Genomic DNA, 18,630 nt, shown 5'->3' on the forward strand with positions numbered 1-18,630 from the left:
AATTAGCAAAGGCGCAGCATGCGCTTCACTTTTGCCACGTCAGACGGATGCAGCAAGCTGCTACCGCGCAATTGACGCTTACGCTTAGTCGACATTTTGGTCAGGATGTGGCTCTTGAAAGCGTGCTTGTGCTTGATGCCGTTAGCAGTTTTCAGAAACCGCTTAGCAGCACCACTTTTAGTTTTCATCTTTGGCATGTTCGGTACTCCGCATTCAGTTGATAAACATAATCAAAAGGCCTGCCGTGCCCTAGTGATTACTTCTTCTTTTTCGGGGCGATGACCATAATCAGCTGGCGTCCTTCCATCTTAGGATGCTGTTCGACGGTCCCGTACTCAAGCAGGTCACCTTCAACCCGCTTCAACAGTTCCATACCCAGCTCCTGGTGGGCCATCTCACGGCCGCGGAATCGTAACGATACCTTGGCCCTGTCCCCATCACTCAGGAAACGTACCAGGTTGCGCAGTTTTACCTGGTAATCCCCTTCCTCCGTCCCTGGACGAAACTTGATTTCTTTAACCTGGATCTGTTTCTGGTTTTTCTTTGCAGCGGCAACCTGTTTCTTCTTCTCGAAGATAGATTTGCCGTAGTCCATCAGCTTACAAACTGGGGGTACTGCATCAGCGGAAATTTCCACCAAATCCAGTTTGGCCTCTTCAGCTTTAAGAAGCGCGTCTTCAATTGACACAATCCCAAGCTGCTCGCCTTCAGCCCCAATTAACCGAACCTCGCGTGCAGAGATATTCTCGTTGATCGGGGCTTTCGGTGCAGCTCGTTTATCTTGTCTCATTTCACGCTTAATAATAATTACTCCGAATCATGGCGACCACGCCGGGAAACCGCTTGTGCGAGGAATTCAGCGAATTGCGCGACGGGCATCGAGCCCAGGTCAGCACCTTCACGTGTACGCACAGCGACAGTCTGCATCTCGACTTCCCGATCTCCGATAACCAAGAGATAAGGAACCTTGAGCAAAGTATGCTCGCGGATTTTAAAGCCGATCTTTTCATTTCTCAAGTCAGACTTGGCACGAAATCCGCTCTGATTGAGAGTTTTTTCAACTTCAGCAGCAAAATCTGCCTGTTTATCAGTGATATTCATGATCACTGCCTGGGTTGGCGCCAGCCACGCAGGGAACGCACCTTCGTAATGCTCGATCAAAATACCGATAAAGCGTTCGAACGATCCAAGGATCGCACGGTGCAGCATAACCGGGTGCTTGCGGCTGTTGTCTTCGGACACATATTCTGCGCCAAGACGGATAGGCAGGTTGAAATCGAGCTGCAGGGTACCACATTGCCAGACACGACCCAGACAATCTTTCAGAGAAAATTCAATCTTGGGTCCGTAAAAGGCGCCTTCACCCGGCTGCAAGTCGTAGGGCAGACCCGCACTATCAAGGGCCGAGGCCAATGCACTTTCAGCGCGATCCCACAGATCATCAGAACCCACGCGCTTTTCAGGACGCGTTGACAGCTTGAGCTCGATGTCCTTGAACCCGAAGTCAGCGTACACATCCAGGGTCAGCTTGATGAAAGCTGCCGACTCGGCTTGCATCTGTTCTTCAGTACAGAAGATGTGGGCATCGTCCTGAGTAAAGCCACGCACACGCATGATGCCGTGCAAGGCACCCGACGGCTCATTACGATGGCAAGCACCGAACTCCGCCAGACGCAGCGGCAACTCACGGTAGCTTTTCAGACCCTGATTAAACACTTGCACGTGGCAAGGGCAGTTCATCGGCTTGATCGCGTAATCGCGACTTTCCGACTGGGTAGTGAACATGTTTTCGGCGTAGTTGGCCCAGTGCCCGGACTTTTCCCACAGGCTGCGATCCACTACCTGAGGAGTCTTGATCTCCAGATAGCCGTTATCGCGCTGTACTTTGCGCATGTACTGCTCAAGTACCTGGTAAAGCGTCCAACCATTCGGGTGCCAAAACACCATGCCCGGTGCTTCTTCCTGGGTATGAAACAGGCCAAGACGCTTACCGATTTTACGGTGATCGCGCTTCTCGGCTTCTTCGATACGCAGAACGTAAGCCGCGAGCTGCTTTTTGTCAGCCCAGGCAGTGCCGTAAATACGCTGCAACTGCTCATTCTTGGCATCGCCACGCCAGTAGGCGCCCGACAACTTGGTCAGCTTGAACGACTTCAGGAAGCGCGTGTTCGGGACGTGAGGCCCGCGGCACATGTCGACGTACTCTTCATGGAAGTACAAACCCATGGCCTGTTCGTTCGGCATGTCTTCGATCAAACGCAGCTTGTAGTCTTCGCCACGAGCGGAAAACAGATCAATCACTTCGGCACGCGGAGTGACTTTTTTGATGACGTCGTAATCTTTTTCGATCAGTTGCTGCATGCGCGCTTCGATAGCGGCCATGTCATCCGGAGTAAACGGACGCTCATAGGCGATATCGTAATAAAAGCCTTCATCGATCACCGGGCCGATCACCATTTTGGCCGTCGGAAACAGTTGTTTCACCGCATGACCGACCAAGTGGGCGCAAGAGTGACGAATGATCTCCAGCCCCTCTTCATCCTTTGGCGTGATGATTTGCAAAGTGGCGTCGTTTTCAATCAGGTCACAGGCATCAACCAGCTTGCCGTTGACCTTGCCGGCCACGGTGGCTTTTGCCAGGCCCGCGCCAATTGAAGCGGCTACCTCAGCAACAGATACAGGATGATCGAAAGAGCGTTGACTGCCGTCGGGAAGAGTAATAGTTGGCATGGCGCCTCCTCTCCTAGTGGTGACCCCTACCAAAGGTCACGTGGGTTGGGATGAGCCAGTACGCGATTCGGGAGTATGCCTGCCTCACAGTGGCAGGAGCCTTGCGGCCAAACGAGAACCGAACCAGAGTGACTGGAGTTCAAATCAATAAGGTTAATGGCCCGGCATTGCGACTCAGGGAGTACACAAAAGCACAAAACAGCCAAGGGCGGCATGCTAGCACAGATGTCCGCTCTCTGTTGTAGACCCTGCCCTGCATCCAAATAAAGGAAACATTCTTACAAGCATGGTGAACTTGAGCTGCACTAACCTTTCAGATACTCAGTGATACACACTCGGTTTTAATACTTACAAGGAGCATCTTATGCGCATGATCCGCCTCCTCGCCCTCGCAGCACCTTTGGCAATGCTGCTGCCCCTGAGTGCCCAGGCCGACAACTGGCCAGCCGGGGCCAAAAAAGATTACATGAAAGACTGCGTCGCAGCGGCAAGCCAAAACGTCGATGCCAAAACAGCCCAGCAGCATTGCGCATGCGGCGCGGACAAGCTGTCTGAAAAGTTCTCGACTGCTGAGATCAAGCAGTTGATGAGCAAGACGACTCAGCCGAGCGCCGAGCTTCGTACCAAGGCTCTGGATGCAATACAGACCTGCCGGGCAACAAAATAGACCCTGCTTTCAGGGCCAATTTGGGTCTTGCTCAGAGCAAAAGCGGCCTAAAAATCCTTTTTGCTTAAAAAATATATATTCGTGACTGCTTTTTTTCCAAGTCTTTTTGGCCATCAAACCCCCGTAATACGGGGGTTTCGAAGGTTTTAAGCGGCAGACAAAAGCTAACATTGCAGCAATCTGCAGCTCGGGGGGGCTCCCAAAGCGCACATTTCGACTATGATAGCTCGGTGTGCCCAGTTGGCCTGAGCAGCACAGTACTACTGAAAATATAAGTTTCTTGGAGATACACCATGTCTAATCGCCAAACCGGCACCGTAAAATGGTTCAACGATGAAAAAGGCTTCGGCTTCATCACTCCTCAAGGTGGCGGTGACGACCTGTTCGTACACTTCAAAGCTATCGAAAGCGACGGTTTCAAAAGCCTGAAAGAAGGCCAAACCGTTTCCTTCGTGGCTGAGAAAGGCCAAAAGGGTATGCAAGCTGCACAGGTTCGTCCGGAGTAAATCTCCCTCGAACAAAAAAACCCCGTCCATGTGACGGGGTTTTTTATGCCTGATGCATCGTCAGCCGTACGTTAGCCGCAGTTAACCCGGGTAATGATTGCATCGTCATCCGCATTGAGATTCAAACGATCCGAACGGTACTCAAGCGTCATTACGTCGTGCGGCGACAAGATCCGCGCGTTTTGCGCACCGGCCTTTACGCGGGCCTGCTCCAGAAGCTCGGACGAAGCCTTTTTACCGATCACAAACTCTGCTGATTTAGCATCGCAACGGCTATGCCCTGCATCAGCGACGGGTTCTTTAACTGAATTCTGGGTGCTGCACCCTGACAGTGCTACGACTGCCAACAACGAGCCCAATGACACTAGCTTCCAAGACATGAAGCCTCCTTAAGATAAATAGTCTGAACCCTTGCGACAGCTTTTTCGAAAATAGGTTGCATGGCGCCTGACTGCACCCACTTGATTGGCCTGCGCATGCACGATTTTGCACACGCGGACTGTTACCGCACGCATCTAATCATTGCCAAATATGTGTACGAAATCAGTACACATCAATGTAGTCAAATGGCGGGTTAGGCCAGTTGTCTTTAAGGGCGTTGAAAATCTGCATCACCCATACCTCATCGCTAGCCGCGACTTTTCCGACATAGCCAGATCCAGCCGCCCAGGTTTCCAACCTGAAAAGCAGCCCGTCGGTATCTACACCGCCCACTACGCCAGATGAAATGTAAGCAATACCCGCCTTGCTCACGCGCAGCTGAGTGTGTTCATCGTCACCCGCCGAAGCCAGCAACTGGCGCACCGCAGCAAGGGTCAGGCCCTCAGGGTCGTTTAAATCAATTTGCATGGCCTGCACCGCTCTTGAAAAGCGCAAGTGTGGCATGCACCACAGACCTGATGTCAAAGTTGAGACAGGAAAACTTTGGTCTCCTGATAGCTTAAGGGTGGCTTTTTGCTAAAATCGTTTTTCACGCCCCCTCATGAGCACCCCATGACAACAGTCAGCATCGACGCAGATATCAAGGCCAAGTGGCCTCAAGGCCAGTGTTCCTACAGCCCAGGCAGCCCTGAAGAGCTGGCCATCATCGGCATCGACCTTTTAGTCAAAGAGCTCGGGACAGATGCAGCCCGAGCTTTTGTCAGTCAGGTTTTCGAAAAGTACAAACAGGGTGAACTCGCGAAACTGACCTGAACCTGCGCGCGCTTAGATCACTTCAACCGGCCCAGCCGTGCCGTCAGCAAATCAAAAAAGCCTTGTGCGTCCCCGTCTTCGACCCAGAAGGCATTTTTTGGCTGATTCAAGGTGTTGTACCAATCCGGGATTGTCTGGCCAAAGGTTGGCCCTTCGCGCGTATCCACTACCAGGTTCACTTCACGCCCGGTAAACAACTCCGGGCTTAGCAGGTATGCGATAACGCTGGCATCGTGCACGGGCCCGCCTGGCAACCCGTAGTGTTCCATATCACCTTTGACGTATTCATTGAGGATATCGCCAACCAGTTTGCCGGCCGTGTTGCCCAATGCAGCGATCTGTTTCAAACGCGCTTCACTGGTCAGAATCTTGTGCGTTACATCGAGCGGCACATACGTCAGCTTGACGCCGCTTTTGAGCACCACATCGGCTGCATGCGGGTCTGCATAAAGGTTGAACTCGGCGACCGGGGTAATATTCCCCCCGTTGAAGTGAGCGCCTCCCATGAGTACGACTTCCTTGATCCCCTTAGTAATATCGGGTGCCTGAATCAACGCCAGGGCCAGGTTGGTCTGTGGCCCGAGCATGGCAATGGTCACGCTGCCAGGCTTGGCCGCCCGCAATGTATCGATCAAGTAGTTAACCGCATTTTCAGGCTCAAGCCCTTTCGCAGGCTCATGCACAGGTACACCTGTCACACCTTCCTGACCGTGAATGTTCTCGGCGTAGATAGGAGAGCGTACCAACGGCTTGGGCGCCCCGGCATAGACCGGAACGTCTTCACGCCCTGCCCACTCCCGCGCCAGCCGAGCATTGCGCGAGGTCTTGTCCAACCGCACATTACCCGCCACGGTGGTAATCGCCCGCACATTCAATTGCTCTGGCGAAGCCAGCGCCAACAGTAGCGCGACAACATCATCCGCACCGGGGTCCGTGTCGATAATCAAATCAATTTTGTCTGCAGCCTGAACACTTGAAATCGTGATAGCGGACAAAAGCAGGACACTCCTGATCAATGGTTTAAAAAACCGGTTAAAACGCAACATAAACAACTCCCTGTATTTTTATCTAAAAGGTTACACCCGAGACCAGGGCAATGTTGCAGTAGGGGCGACACTCCCCGGTACGAACAATCACTCTTGCTTGTTGGCACAGCTCTTTGAAGGCGCTGTGGGTGAGCAAGAGCCTCGAACCCAACTCATCGTTACTGGCATGTTGTTCAATGCATGTCAGTGCCGGGCAAGGCGCTAGCAGCAGTTCATGGGCCAGCACATGGCTTTGCACCTGCATCTCGCTGAGCAACGCACGCAAAGTACTGGCGACATCAGGAACGCCTTGGGTCAGAGCCAGATCAATCAGTTCAACCCCCTTGGGCACTGGCAAACCAGCATCCGCGATCACCACTATGTCGCCATGCCCCAACGAAGCGACAAGCCGCGACAGGGCGATATTAAGCAAAGGTGTTTTTTTCATGACTTGGCAAAACCCTGGACATCACGCAACAGTGGAATGGAAGGCTGGGCACCTGCACGGGTGACCGACAGCGCCGCCGCAACCTGGGCAAAGCGGATTGCATCGTCTTCATCCATGCCAGCCGCCAGCCCGGCCGAGAAGCCTCCCACAAAGGTGTCTCCCGCCGCAGTGGCATCCACAGCTTCAACCTTGGGCGCAGCAAAGTGCGCAACACGCTGCGCGCTGACAAACAGAGCGCCCAGCGCGCCCAGTGTCACAATCACCTTGCCCGCCCCGAACCCGACGAGCCGACGAGCCGCCAGCTCTGCCGACTCAAGCGAGTCAACCGTCACCCCGCTGAGTGCCCACGCCTCGCTCTCATTCGGAATCAAATAATCAATGGTGGCGTACCAGTGCCCTGGCAGCGGGCCACTCACAGGCGCGGGGTTGAGAATCACAACTTTACCCAGCTCACGCCCGCGAGCGAGCACACAACCTACAGTTTCCATCGGCACTTCAAGCTGGCAAACAAGCACTTGCGCGCCTTGCAAAACCTGATCAAAGGTCTTGATGTCCTGCGGTTCAAGGCAGCCATTGGCACCCGCAACGACCACGATGGTGTTCTGGCTCTTGGCATCGACCGTAATCAGCGCCACACCACTTGCACTACCGGACACGGTACGCACCGCCTGACAATCGATCTGGTCAGCCAGCAGCCCTTCGCGCAGTTGCGTGCCATAAGCGTCACTACCGACACACCCGAGCATGGCTACCCGGGCGCCCAGGCGCGATGCCGCTACTGCCTGATTGGCCCCCTTGCCTCCGTGCACCGTGGCAAAGGACTGCCCAAACACGGTTTCTCCCGGATGCGGCAGTCTCTCGGTTCGCGTGACCAGGTCCATGTTCAGACTGCCAATCACCACTACATTTGCTTGCATCTATCGACACTCATCCATTGATTTTTTGGGGGTACTTAAGCGGCGTCTCAACATAAGCTTTGGTGGATTCGCGCAGCACAATCCCAGGGCTGACGATTTTCTGCTCGACAGCCCGCTCGGGCGATGCAATACGGCGCAACAATAACTGTGCGGCCATTTCGCCCAATTGCAGAATCGACTGCCCGACAGTGGTCAGCGATGGATAGACATAACGGCTCATCTGCACATCATCAAAACCGATAACCGACAATTGCTCCGGCACCCGGATATTGCGCTCGGCAGCGGCCCGCAATACGCCGATGCCCATCATGTCGTTGCAGGCAAAAATGGCCGAGGGCGGGTTGCTCTCCAGCAGACCGACAGCGGCCTGATAGCCACCAACACTGCTGAAATCACTTTCGACCATCCAGTGCTCAGGGGCCGAAATACCCGCCTCTGCCAAGGCCCGCAGATACCCGGCCGTACGCTGCTGCGCAACACGGGTAATAGCCGGCCCACCAATACAGGCGATGGCACGATGGCCCAGGTCGAGCAAATGACGCGTGGCCAGATAAGCGCCCAACTCGTGATCGATTCGCACCAAATCAGCATCAACACCTTCAAGGCTGCGGTCGACGATCACCATCGGCGTTCGAACCCCGACCAGCCCGCTCGCCATCCCCAGGTCGCCCCCTGCGGAAGCAACAACCAGCCCGTCGACCCGTTTTTCCAGCAGCACTCGCAGGTAGTTGCGCTGCTTGTCAGGATCGTCGTCGCAGTTGCACAGGATCACGCAGTAATTGTTGCGCTCGCAGTAGTCCTCGATGCCTCGGGCCAACTCGGCAAAGTATGGGTTCAGACTATTGGCCACCAACAGACCGATAGTCGCTGTCGTTTTTGCTTTAAGGGAGCGCGCTACAGCGCTGGGTACATACTGGAGATGCGCAATGGCTTCCTCAACTTTCAAGCGGACCGGCTCGCTGACGGGACGGGTTTTGTTCAAAACATGAGAAACCGTCGTATACGAAATGCCTGCCATTGCCGCGACATCTTTAATAGTTGCCATCGCTTAATTCCGTCGCTGTGCACGTTGACTGCGGTAAGTGTCCAATACCACTGCTATCACAATGACAGCACCGGTAATAATACGCTTGGTAGGCTCGGTTGCGCCGATTTGAGCCAACCCGGCAGCCAATACCGAAATAATCAGCACCCCGAAAAAGGTACTGATCACCGAACCGCGCCCACCCATCAGACTCGTGCCGCCAATCACCACGGCTGCAATAACCTGCAACTCAAGACCCGAACCGGCATTAGGGTCCGCCGCTTCCAAACGAGATATCTGGAACAACGCAGCCACCCCGGCCAGCAAGCCCATCATGCTGAAAACCAAAACCTTGTAGGGCTTTGGATTAATACCGGCCAAGCGTACGGCTTCCTCGTTGGTACCAATCCCGATCAGATAACGGCCAAACACCGTGCGTGTCAGTACGGCCTGAGCCACCACAATAATCAGCAATGCGATGATAAAAGAAGGCGAAATACCGAAGGCAATCGGGTTCGAAAGCCAGGCGAAAGCGTCGCCGATATAGGCCGTACGCGAACCGGTCATTTGGTAGGCCGCACCCCGGGCCATTTCCAGAACACCCAGCGACACAATAAACGAGGGGATTTTCCAGGCCACCGTGATCGAGCCTGTAATTGTCCCGGCGAGAGCTGCACAGCCCATGCCCAACAGCGCTGCGGGCAAAACGCTCCAACCCCATCCCAGGATCGCCACGCTGACCGCAGATGCCGCCAGGGCCAGCACCGAGCCAACCGACAGATCGATACCACCGATAATCAGTACAAAGGTCATGCCGACAGACAGCACCATTAAATCCGGGATCTGATTGGCCAGGGTGCTTAACGTGTCATAAGAGAAAAAATGGTCACTCAGGCTGGAGAACAGGACAATCATGGCCAGCAAAGCGCCCGCCAACCCCAGATAGGTGCCCATTCCGTAATAGTTGTGTGCATTTTTTCGCGGCACGAGGGTGGCTTTCATGAGGCTTCCTTTGGCGCGGCTTCTGCGAGCAACGCATCTCGTTTTTGATAACCGGCAAAAGCGGCTGCCAGTAATTGTTCCTGGCTCCAGCTGTCACGTTCAAAAGTATCGATCAGACGCCCCGCAGACAGCACGCCGATCCGGTCACAGATCAACATCAACTCGCGAAGATCACTCGACACCACAACCAGCGCCTTGCCCTGGCGCGTCAACTCGCCCAACAGCCGGTAAATATCGAACTTGGCGCCAATGTCGATACCGCGAGTGGGTTCATCGAACAGCAGGACCGTACAGTCGCGCTCCAGCCAGCGACCGATCACCACCTTCTGCTGGTTGCCGCCGGAGAGTTGCGATACCACTTGCTCGGGGCCGGTGCTGCGGATGCCCATTGCGTCTATTTGGCGCTGAGCCAGTGCGGCTTCCTGCTGGCCATTGACCACACCCGTTCGGGAGATCCGGTGCATATTGCCCAGGCCGATATTGGCACTGATCGACTGGGTCAACAGTAACCCCTCGCCCTTGCGGTCCTCGGTAATCAGGGCGATACCCTGCCTCACCGCATCTGCGGGCGAACGGATACTGACCACCTGCACCGGAGAGCCCACTGCAACCGTGCCGCTATCGGCTAAGTCAGCGCCATAAATCAACCGCAAAAGCTCAGTGCGCCCTGCCCCGATCAACCCTGAAATGCCAAATATTTCGCCCTTTCTGACCTCAAAAGAGACATCTTGCACCTTGTCCGAACGACTGATCGCACAGACCTTGAGCGCAGTATCCCCTAAGGTGCGCTCGCCCAAATCCAGCTGATCACCCAACTCACGCCCGACCATCAGATTGACCAACTGCTCGCTGCTGTAATCGGCAATGGGCTCGACACACACCAGGCAACCGTCACGCAGCACGGCAATCCGCTGCGCCACCCGAGCCAGCTCTTCAAGGCGATGAGAGATGTAAACAATCGCCACGCCCCGTGCCTGCAACCGTTCGATTTGCACAAAGAGCATTTCGACTTCACGTGCAGTGAGCATCGCCGTGGGCTCATCAAGGATCAGCACATGGCAGTCGCCAATCAGGTTGCGAGCGATCTCGACCATTTGCTGATGACCAATACCCAGTTCCCCGACCAGGGTGTCGGGGTCTATCGCCTCCAGCCCAACCTGGGCCATGGCCTCAATGGCTGCTTTGCGCAATTGCTTACGGCTGATCCAACCCATGCGGCTGGGCAAATTATCCAGAAACAGGTTTTCAGCCACCGTCAGCGTGGGCAACAGGTTCAGTTCCTGCATGACCATGCGCACACCCTGCATCTCGGCTTGTGAGCGACTGCCGGGGGTGTAGGCCTGACCATTGAACTGCATATGGCCAAGAGTCGGAACTTCCAGGCCACCAATGATCTTCGACAGAGTGCTTTTACCCGCGCCATTCTCGCCGGTCAGAGCCAGCACTTCGCCGCGATACAGCGACAGATCAATGCCTGCCAGTACCGGCTGCTGAGTATAAGTTTTACCAATCCCGCTGACCGTGAGGACCACGCTGGCATCAGGAGCAGACATAACATTTCTCCGGGCACCCGCCCAACCGGGCAGGTGCCTGCGACAGCGAATTGGATTACTTGTTGATGACCAGTTCGACAGGGGTATCAATGACGCCATCCTTGAGGTTCTCGACCGGCTCTTTCTTGACCAGCTTGAGCGCGGTTTCAATACCAAAAACTGCCTGCTGGGCTGCCGCCTGATCAGCCGTGGCCAATACTCGGCCATCCTTGAGCATCGGCTTGATCGCATCGATATTGTCGTAGCCTACAACCTGCACCTTACCGACCTTACCAGCAGCACGAATGGCCGACACCGCACCCAGTGCCATGCTGTCATTGCCCGCCAGGATGGCCTTGAGGTTCGGGTACTCGCTGAGCATGCCCGCTGCGACCTTGTTGCCGCCGTCAATTTCCCAATTGCCCGACTGCACCGGCACAATTTTCATCCCGGCTGCGGTCATCGCATCCTTGAAACCTGCAGTGCGCATCTGGGCATTGGTGGTAGTCGATACGCCCTCGATGATCCCCACTTCGTCGCCCGCCTGCAGCTTGGTCGCCAGGTACTCCCCGACTTCACGAGCGCCCAGCCGGTTGTTGGGCCCTACAAACGGCACTTCGATGCCTTTGCTTTTCAGCACTTCGGGATCCAGCTGGTTGTCGATATTGACTACCACGATGCCACGGTCCTTGGCTTTTTTGATGGCCGAAACCAGAGCTTTTGAGTCCGCGGGAGCAATCACCAGTGCATCGACCTTGGCGATGATCATCTGATTGATGATGTCGATCTGGCCTGCAGTATCGGTTTCATTTTTGATCCCGTTGGAGACCAGGTCGAAACTGGCCGAATGCGCTTTCTGATAGTCCTCACCGCCCTTCTGCATGGTGACAAAGAACTCGTTTGCCAACGATTTCATCACCAGGCCAACTTTGGGTTTTTGAGGCGTATCCGCATAAGCAACAGGGAGGGTAAGGGATGCCGCAGCCAGCATGGCGACAGCAAGGAGGCGTCCAGCAAATGGCAGCTTCATGGAAGTAACTCCGATCTTATGATTATTGTGAGCAACGTCCCGCTCGCGCTCCGCCTGACTGCCAAAAACCGTGTCACTGGCAATAGGTCATGGGTGAGAACTTGCAGATGCAGGTTCAAAAAAAGCGGCGCAAACGTTTGCTTGAACCTTACTATGGAAAGCTGGTTGTTATTTGTCAACGTGAAAAAAACCTGCCCCTCACCGACCAGCAGTCGACTCTCCGAACACAAAATCGACTTTTGTTCGGAAAACCGTCTTATTTAATTACAAAATAAATTACCAACAAATTAAATGCTTATAAATCAATTAGTTAGCCTCAAAACACAACACTCCTCGCTCTGGCACAAATAATGCCTTTCTAACACCGCTCGTGGCCTAAGGATGGCGCGCGCCGTGCTCGGTGTGTACATCGGCACACTCACTAATAAGAGAAAAAACAATGAAAAATGCTGTGTTGAAAACGATTGTTCCGGGCGCACTGGCCCTTCTGCTGGCACTGCCGACTGTTCAGGCACAAGAAGCTGTCGCCAAACCTAATGTCATCATTCTGGCTACAGGCGGCACCATTGCCGGTGCGGGCGCAAGCTCTGCAAACAGCGCCACTTACACCGCAGCCAAAGTCGGCATCGACAAGCTGATCGCCGGTGTTCCCGAGCTGAGCCAACTGGCAAACGTACGTGGCGAACAAGTGATGCAAATTGCATCCGAGAGCATCACCAACGAAAACTTGCTGCAATTGGGCCGCCGCGTCGCCGAACTGGCTGACAGCAAGGATGTCGACGGTATCGTTATCACCCACGGCACCGACACTCTGGAAGAGACCGCTTACTTCCTGACGCTGGTCGAAAAAACCGACAAACCGATTGTTGTTGTTGGCTCCATGCGCCCAGGCACCGCGATGTCGGCTGACGGCATGCTCAACCTGTACAACGCTGTTGCCGTTGCCGGCAGCAAAGAAGCTCGCGGCAAAGGCGTGCTGGTCACCATGAACGACGAGATCCAGTCCGGCCGTGATGTCAGCAAAATGATCAACATCAAGACCGAAGCATTCAAAAGCCCATGGGGCCCACTGGGCATGGTCGTTGAAGGCAAATCCTACTGGTTCCGCTTGCCGGCCAAGCGTCACACCATGGATTCCGAATTCGACATTAAAGACATCAAGAGCCTGCCAAACGTAGGCATCGCCTACTCCTATGGCAACGTCGACGACACCGCCTACAAAGCGTTGGCACAATCCGGCGCCAAAGCCATCATCCACGCTGGCACAGGCAACGGTTCAGTAGCCTCGAGTGTGGTTCCAACCTTACAAGCCCTGCGTAAGGATGGCGTGCAAATCATTCGCTCTTCCCACGTAAACAACGGCGGTTTCGTACTGCGTAACGCAGAGCAGCCTGACGACAAAAACGATTGGGTTGTAGCCCACGACCTGAACCCTCAGAAAGCTCGCATCCTGGCCATGGTCGCACTGACCAAAACCCAAGACAGCAAAGAGCTGCAGCGGATGTTCTGGGAGTACTAAGTCGCACGCTTGAAGCGCTAGCGATTTGAACGTGAAAAGGCCGCCTCCCCTGTGGGAGGCGGCCTTTTTTTGGCGCTGATTAACAGTCGAAGATGCTCGCCAATACACCAAACAGTTGCCAAATCTGGCACAGTTAAATACTGTATGCGCATACAGCACACCAAGGATCGCATCATGGCTAAAAAAGCGGCTAAAGAGCCGACCCCTCCGAGCCCCTACGAAATTTTCGGCACGCGCATACAAAAAATCATCAGTTCGCCAAAAGCTCAAAAAGACAAAATGGCGGTACTTGAGCGACTCGAAGGCGACAACCCTGAGTTCTGGGAGCGCCTGCTGGAAGAAATTTCCGAAAACGACAACGTCACCGTTGCCCATCGCGATGATGGCGGGGTCAATATTTTCTGGACCGTGCTTGAGGAAGATTGAGTAAATGAAGGTTCGTTTACTGGCACTGGTCAGTCTCTTCACCGTTCTAAGCGTTCAGGCCGAAGCCCCGCAGACCTTCAGCGCAGCCAAGAAAGTCGCCTGGAAACTCTACGCACCACAGTCCACCGAGTTTTATTGCGGTTGCAAATACACCGGCAACCGCGTCGACCTCAAAGCCTGTGGTTACATCCCGCGCAAGAATGCCAACCGGGCAGCGCGCATAGAATGGGAACACATCGTTCCGGCCTGGCAGATCGGCCATCAGCGCCAATGCTGGCAAAGTGGTGGGCGAAAAAACTGCACACGTAACGATCCCGTGTACAAGGTCGCAGAAGCTGACCTGCACAACCTGGTGCCCAGCATTGGTGAGGTAAATGGGGACAGAAACAACTTCAGTTTTGGCTGGCTACCCGAGCAAAAGGGCCAATATGGCTCGTGCCTGACACAGGTCGATTTCAAGGCTAAAAAGGTCATGCCCCGACCTTCCATCCGCGGCATGATCGCGCGCACCTACTTTTACATGAGCAAGCAATACAATTTACGTCTATCAAAACAGGACCAACAGCTGTACGAGGCCTGGAACAAAACCTACCCCGTCCAGGCCTGGGAACGTCAACGCAACCAGGCGGTCGCGTGCGTGATGGGCCGTGGCAACGAGTTCGTTGGCCCGGTCAACCTCAAAGCCTGCGGCTGACGACATCGCGTCGTTCTCGCCCTGTCACCCGCCGTGGCCCCGCCACAGCTCAGGGGGCCTGCCGAGGTCGATGCCTTAATTCGACAGAATGAGAACCGGCCACCATCCTGCCCGCAACACGACCAAAGACTGTACCCAAAGAGGTGCAAAAACAGGATGAAAAGCTGGAAAATGCCCAAAGTGCTGTTTTAACCTTACGACTTGGCTCCCAACAAGCGACACCAGCGCCCGATATCTCCTACAGGACATCGGGCCACTTGCGTGTATGCAGGGCTGCGTTTCTCCTGACTTGTGACGATACTCTTGAAACTCATCATTATTGCTGTCTACGTTTTGTCCATCGCATATGTCCACCTGCGGGGCAAAGTACGCCATAAGCTGGGGCGCCAGCTGAGCGATCACTCGACCTTCCTGGCACCGATCAATTGTTTTCTGTACCTGTTCTCCAAAGTCCCCAGCCAGCCTTACTTCAAGCCTGCGGACTTTCCCGAACTGCAGCCCTTGCAGGACCATTGGCAGGAAATCCGCGAAGAAGCGCGAAGCCTGATGCAGGCGGGTGAAATCAAACGTTCTGAACAACCGAATGATGTTGGGTTCAATTCGTTCTTCAAGAGCGGCTGGAAGCGCTTTTATCTGAAGTGGTATGGCGACAATCACCCGTCAGCGGTCGAACTGTGCCCGCGAACCATCGAGCTGCTCAACAGCATCGGCACGATCAAGGCCGCCATGTTTGCCGAGTTGCCGCCCGGTTCGAAGCTGGTGCGCCATCGCGATCCTTATGCGGGCTCGCTGCGCTTTCATTTGGGCCTGGACACGCCAAATGATCCGGGCTGCCATATCAACGTCGACGGGCAGAGCTACGCGTGGCGTGACGGCGAAGCCGTGATGTTTGATGAAACTTTTATCCATTACGCCGAAAACGCCACGGACAAAAACCGCATCATCCTGTTCTGCGATGTAGAACGGCCGATGCAATATCGCTGGGCCAGCGCCTTCAACCGGTGGTTCAGCCGCACGGTCATGGCCTCTGCCAGTTCACCAAACGATGACAATGACAAAACCGGGGGCTTGAACCGCGCATTTACCCGGTTGTACAAGATTCGCCTGCGCGGCAAAGAACTGAAAAAGCGCAACCGCACCCGTTATTACCTGGAAAAGTGGTTAGTGTTCGGCGCGTTGCTGGGCGTGTTTTTATTGATTTAGACCTGTAGCCGCTGTCGAGGCACGAGGCTGCGATGGGCTGCGCAGCGGCCCCGAAAATTTGAAGGACCTACGGCCCTTATCTCAGCCTCGTGCCTCGACAGCGGCTACAGGAATCAGCGCACCACCAGTGGCGGCAAGGTTCCGAGCAATGAAACCGCAGCCACGGCCGCCAGCCCGAAGAGCCACTCAAGTGCCACGCTGCTGCGCAAAATGGCCAAGTGCCCCGCGCGACTCATCAGCAGATTGAACAGCGCCAGCAATAGCATCACGCCCACCAGCGTCACTTTGATCAACAGGATCAGTGCGAAGCCTTCAAACAATGGCGTAGGCCAGAGTGCCCCGGTCAATACTCGTGTATTGATCAGCCCGGTAAGAATGATCCCGGCAACCAACACAAACCCCAGATTGCTGAAGCGCTGCAAAACCGCGCTCACGGCTTGCCCGGCAGGACGTACAAGGATCAGCAACAACCCCATCAGGCCTCCGACCCAGGTCCCGACACACACCAAATGCACCAGTTGGTTGAGCATCAGCAGTTGCCCGCGCCAGCCATCCAGCATCGCGCCGTGCCCCACCGGCGCCAAAGTGGCCAGCAATAGAAAGCTCAGCGTCCACACGAGGTAAAAACGTCCCGGGCGATACAAGGCAATCAGTAGCAACACGCAAAACAGCAGATGAAAGGCCCAGACCTGACCGAAAAAAGTGCTGCCCAGCACCAGCCACAGCGTGGCGGGCTCTAGTGTTTCGGGCCAGCTACCGGCCATGGAATGGGTGGTCAACAATAACCAGGCCACACCGCTGAGCAGTCCCAGCCATGCCAGGCCGCGTTTGACCTTGCGCAGTTGCCGATCAATGTCGATGGCTGGGTAGGCGCCGAGCAGCAAGGGCCTGAATGCACAGGCCCCGAACATCAGCAGCAGCACGCAAAAGTGTACAAACCGGCAGATGACCATTGCGCTGACAATCAACTCAGTTGCTCACCGTAAAACTGTAATCGCCGGTGCTCTTGTGGGTATCGACAGACACTGCGTTCCACTTCACGTTATAGGTGCCCGCTGGCAACGGCTGGGCTGGAGTTACAATCAGGATTTTCTTGTTTGCGGGCTCGGTCTTGATGCTGCTCACTGCAACCGGTGCCTGGTCATGAGTAAGGACGACCTTGGTGAACGCCTGTTCCACGCCCTCAGTAAAAGCCAGACGCAGTTCTTTGACATTACTGACGGTGCTGTCAGCGGCAGGTGTCGACTGTTCCAGATGGGCATGGGCAAATGCCGCGCTGGCACCGGCCATCAGTGTCAGCAACGCAGCGGTATTGAGGATTTTTTTCAAGAAAGCAGCAGACATTGCAAAGTACCTGGAGAGTGAAATACGCGGTCATAATACTAGGGTCTGTTGACGTTTGGTTGTGGCCGCGCCTGGCAAAATTTGACCCAGCGATGCGGTTCACAACGAAACGTCAGACCCTGGCCTAAACTGACTTTAAGGCACGCAGTAACTCCGAAACCAGACACTACGCCTCCCCCGCAAGGATCTCAGCATGCCCATTCGTCTCAGCCTTATTTGTCATGCCCGCACTGAAGCCCAGCGTCTGGGACGCTTTGCGCTGGATGAGCCGGCTGAGCCCAAGGGGTTGCTGCTGGCGGCTGAAATGAGTGTGGCCCTGAAAAAACCAGTACGCATCCTCTGCGCCCCCGAAACCCGAGCCTTGCAAACCGCTCAGGCACTGGGCGGCGAAATTGAAATCGTGCCCGCGCTGGGGGATTACGATATAGGCGACTGGCAGGGCCTGCGTCTGTCAGACCTGCAACAGAGCATGCCCCAAGCACTGACGAGCTGGATCAACAACCCATACTCAGCGCCCCATGGCGGCGAATCCGTGCAAGACCTCTGCCTGCGGGTCAGCGCCTGGCTCGACGAGTTTCGTGAAGAGGGCCATTTTGCCGTGGTGACTCATCCCTTTGTCATCCGCGCCGCCATTTTGCATGCGCTGGCAGCCAGTACCGCCTCCTTCAACCTGATCGACGTGGAACCGCTGTCGGTGGTTGACCTGCGCTTCAATGAACGTTGGCGGTTGCGGGTTTAGATTACTCTTCCAGCGTTAGCCCCCCGGGCGGCAGGGGCAACGCCGTTTTGTAGCGCACCTGTTTAAGCGCGAAGCTGGAGCGGATATTGGCCACGCCGGGCACCTTGGTCAAAAAGTCCATCATGAAGCGCTCCAGCGCCTGAATACTGGGCACCAAAACCCGGATCAGATAATCCGGGTCGCCGGCCATCAAATAGCACTCCATGACTTCATGGCGATCGGAAATCGCCGCTTCAAAATGCTGCAGAGCTTCTTCGACCTGTTTCTCCAGGCTGACATGGATAAACACATTGACGTGCAGGCCCAGCATATCGGCATCAAGCAGGGTCACCTGCTCACGGATCAGGCCACGTTCTTCCATCGCCTTGACCCGGTTGAAACACGGCGTCGGCGACAGGTTTACCGAACGCGCAAGGTCCGCATTGGTGATGCGTGCATTCTGCTGAAGACTGTTGAGAATCCCGATATCCGTTCGATCTAGCTTGCGCATGAGATAAAAACACCTGTTTTTTATGTTTATAAAGAATTCTTATCCTTAAATGCTTCAAAGCACAACCAACTACAGAGAAATATTCTTCACCGTCAGGAATATGATTGTTGTAGGACAAGATCTGAATCTCTTATCAGACA

The 18,630-nt window shown here is 54.9% G+C and carries 23 protein-coding genes; 8 read left to right on the forward strand and 15 right to left on the reverse strand.

From position 1 onward, the window contains the following. Positions 1-2 precede the first annotated feature (2 nt). The 3 genes from rpmI to thrS are packed head-to-tail and all read right to left on the reverse strand — an operon-like array spanning position 3 to position 2,730. Positions 3-197, reverse strand: a complete 195-nt coding sequence (gene rpmI, locus V6L79_RS18490) for a 50S ribosomal protein L35 (protein WP_003442181.1) — start codon at positions 195-197, stop codon at positions 3-5. 59 nt (positions 198-256) lie between these two features. Then, positions 257-808, reverse strand: coding sequence for a translation initiation factor IF-3 (gene infC, locus V6L79_RS18495; protein ID WP_171970586.1), 552 nt, complete (start codon positions 806-808; stop codon positions 257-259). Then, positions 808-2,730 carry a threonine--tRNA ligase gene (gene thrS / locus V6L79_RS18500; protein ID WP_261738783.1) on the reverse strand — a complete coding sequence of 641 codons (1,923 nt, stop codon included), beginning with the start codon at positions 2,728-2,730 and terminating at the stop codon, positions 808-810. Before thrS ends, infC begins: the two co-directional genes overlap by 1 nt. Before the next feature lie 364 nt (positions 2,731-3,094). Here thrS and V6L79_RS18505 point away from each other — a divergent pair, with 364 nt between their 5' ends. After that, positions 3,095-3,397, forward strand: a complete 303-nt coding sequence (locus tag V6L79_RS18505; protein ID WP_261738784.1) for a hypothetical protein — start codon at positions 3,095-3,097, stop codon at positions 3,395-3,397. 293 nt (positions 3,398-3,690) lie between these two features. Further along, positions 3,691-3,903 (forward strand): cold-shock protein, encoded by a 213-nt coding sequence (locus tag V6L79_RS18510; RefSeq protein ID WP_003179963.1) that lies wholly within the window; start codon positions 3,691-3,693, stop codon positions 3,901-3,903. A gap of 71 nt (positions 3,904-3,974) precedes the next feature. Here the strand turns inward: V6L79_RS18510 and V6L79_RS18515 are convergent, their stop codons facing one another. Both V6L79_RS18515 and V6L79_RS18520 read right to left on the reverse strand, forming a co-directional pair. Then, the gene (locus tag V6L79_RS18515) at positions 3,975-4,283 is read right to left on the reverse strand and encodes an I78 family peptidase inhibitor (protein ID WP_261738785.1); all 309 of its coding nucleotides are present in this window, start codon (positions 4,281-4,283) and stop codon (positions 3,975-3,977) included. Positions 4,284-4,446: 163 nt separating this feature from the next. Next, the gene (locus V6L79_RS18520) at positions 4,447-4,752 is read right to left on the reverse strand and encodes a hypothetical protein (RefSeq protein WP_261738786.1); all 306 of its coding nucleotides are present in this window, start codon (positions 4,750-4,752) and stop codon (positions 4,447-4,449) included. A gap of 144 nt (positions 4,753-4,896) precedes the next feature. Between V6L79_RS18520 and V6L79_RS18525 the strand changes: the two genes are divergently transcribed. Then, entirely contained in the window at positions 4,897-5,097 is a 201-nt protein-coding gene (locus V6L79_RS18525) for a hypothetical protein (RefSeq protein ID WP_261738787.1), read from the forward strand. A 17-nt stretch (positions 5,098-5,114) separates the two neighbouring features. Here V6L79_RS18525 and V6L79_RS18530 read toward each other — a convergent pair whose 3' ends face one another. Genes V6L79_RS18530 through V6L79_RS18560 form a run of 7 tightly spaced genes read right to left on the reverse strand, consistent with a single transcriptional unit; the run spans position 5,115 to position 12,075 of the window. Continuing rightward, complete coding sequence (locus tag V6L79_RS18530) at positions 5,115-6,143, reverse strand: nucleoside hydrolase (RefSeq protein WP_338579330.1); 1,029 nt, start codon at positions 6,141-6,143, stop codon at positions 5,115-5,117. Positions 6,144-6,165: 22 nt separating this feature from the next. Then, positions 6,166-6,570, reverse strand: coding sequence for a D-ribose pyranase (gene rbsD / locus V6L79_RS18535; protein WP_261738789.1), 405 nt, complete (start codon positions 6,568-6,570; stop codon positions 6,166-6,168). Next, the gene (gene rbsK, locus V6L79_RS18540; protein ID WP_261738790.1) at positions 6,567-7,487 is read right to left on the reverse strand and encodes a ribokinase; all 921 of its coding nucleotides are present in this window, start codon (positions 7,485-7,487) and stop codon (positions 6,567-6,569) included. Before rbsK ends, rbsD begins: the two co-directional genes overlap by 4 nt. 10 nt (positions 7,488-7,497) lie before the next feature. Beyond that, positions 7,498-8,532, reverse strand: a complete 1,035-nt coding sequence (locus V6L79_RS18545) for a LacI family DNA-binding transcriptional regulator (protein ID WP_338579331.1) — start codon at positions 8,530-8,532, stop codon at positions 7,498-7,500. A 3-nt stretch (positions 8,533-8,535) separates the two neighbouring features. Beyond that, positions 8,536-9,513 (reverse strand): ABC transporter permease, encoded by a 978-nt coding sequence (locus tag V6L79_RS18550; protein ID WP_261738792.1) that lies wholly within the window; start codon positions 9,511-9,513, stop codon positions 8,536-8,538. After that, positions 9,510-11,066 (reverse strand): sugar ABC transporter ATP-binding protein, encoded by a 1,557-nt coding sequence (locus V6L79_RS18555; protein ID WP_321833783.1) that lies wholly within the window; start codon positions 11,064-11,066, stop codon positions 9,510-9,512. Before V6L79_RS18555 ends, V6L79_RS18550 begins: the two co-directional genes overlap by 4 nt. A 55-nt stretch (positions 11,067-11,121) precedes the next feature. Further along, on the reverse strand, positions 11,122-12,075 hold the full coding sequence (locus tag V6L79_RS18560) for a sugar ABC transporter substrate-binding protein (protein WP_261738794.1): 954 nt from the start codon (positions 12,073-12,075) through the stop codon (positions 11,122-11,124). 439 nt (positions 12,076-12,514) lie between these two features. Here V6L79_RS18560 and V6L79_RS18565 point away from each other — a divergent pair, with 439 nt between their 5' ends. From V6L79_RS18565 to lpxO, 4 genes are all read left to right on the forward strand, one after another. After that, complete coding sequence (locus V6L79_RS18565; protein WP_261738795.1) at positions 12,515-13,594, forward strand: asparaginase; 1,080 nt, start codon at positions 12,515-12,517, stop codon at positions 13,592-13,594. 174 nt (positions 13,595-13,768) lie between these two features. Continuing rightward, on the forward strand, positions 13,769-14,020 hold the full coding sequence (locus V6L79_RS18570; protein ID WP_248098305.1) for a DUF1654 domain-containing protein: 252 nt from the start codon (positions 13,769-13,771) through the stop codon (positions 14,018-14,020). A gap of 4 nt (positions 14,021-14,024) precedes the next feature. Further along, positions 14,025-14,714, forward strand: coding sequence for an endonuclease I family protein (locus V6L79_RS18575; protein WP_261738796.1), 690 nt, complete (start codon positions 14,025-14,027; stop codon positions 14,712-14,714). A 303-nt stretch (positions 14,715-15,017) separates the two neighbouring features. Further along, positions 15,018-15,917 (forward strand): lipid A hydroxylase LpxO, encoded by a 900-nt coding sequence (gene lpxO / locus V6L79_RS18580; RefSeq protein ID WP_321833787.1) that lies wholly within the window; start codon positions 15,018-15,020, stop codon positions 15,915-15,917. 113 nt (positions 15,918-16,030) lie between these two features. Here lpxO and copD read toward each other — a convergent pair whose 3' ends face one another. Together copD and copC are read right to left on the reverse strand one after the other, a co-directional pair. Then, a complete protein-coding gene (gene copD, locus V6L79_RS18585; RefSeq protein ID WP_338580333.1) occupies positions 16,031-16,882 on the reverse strand; it encodes a copper homeostasis membrane protein CopD in 852 nt (283 codons plus the stop codon). 4 nt (positions 16,883-16,886) lie between these two features. Then, entirely contained in the window at positions 16,887-17,261 is a 375-nt protein-coding gene (copC, locus tag V6L79_RS18590; RefSeq protein ID WP_261738798.1) for a copper homeostasis periplasmic binding protein CopC, read from the reverse strand. 193 nt (positions 17,262-17,454) lie between these two features. On the opposite strand from copC, the gene V6L79_RS18595 reads away from it, so the two are divergent. After that, positions 17,455-18,000: a histidine phosphatase family protein gene (locus V6L79_RS18595; protein WP_261738799.1), complete on the forward strand. Its 546-nt coding sequence runs from the start codon at positions 17,455-17,457 to the stop codon at positions 17,998-18,000. Position 18,001: 1 nt separating this feature from the next. Here the strand turns inward: V6L79_RS18595 and bkdR are convergent, their stop codons facing one another. Continuing rightward, positions 18,002-18,490, reverse strand: coding sequence for a Bkd operon transcriptional regulator BkdR (gene bkdR, locus V6L79_RS18600; protein ID WP_016781430.1), 489 nt, complete (start codon positions 18,488-18,490; stop codon positions 18,002-18,004). Between the last annotated feature and the right edge of the window lie 140 nt (positions 18,491-18,630).

The sequence above is a fragment of the Pseudomonas sp. ML2-2023-6 genome, assembly GCF_037055265.1.
Classification (GTDB): domain Bacteria; phylum Pseudomonadota; class Gammaproteobacteria; order Pseudomonadales; family Pseudomonadaceae; genus Aquipseudomonas; species Aquipseudomonas kulmbachensis.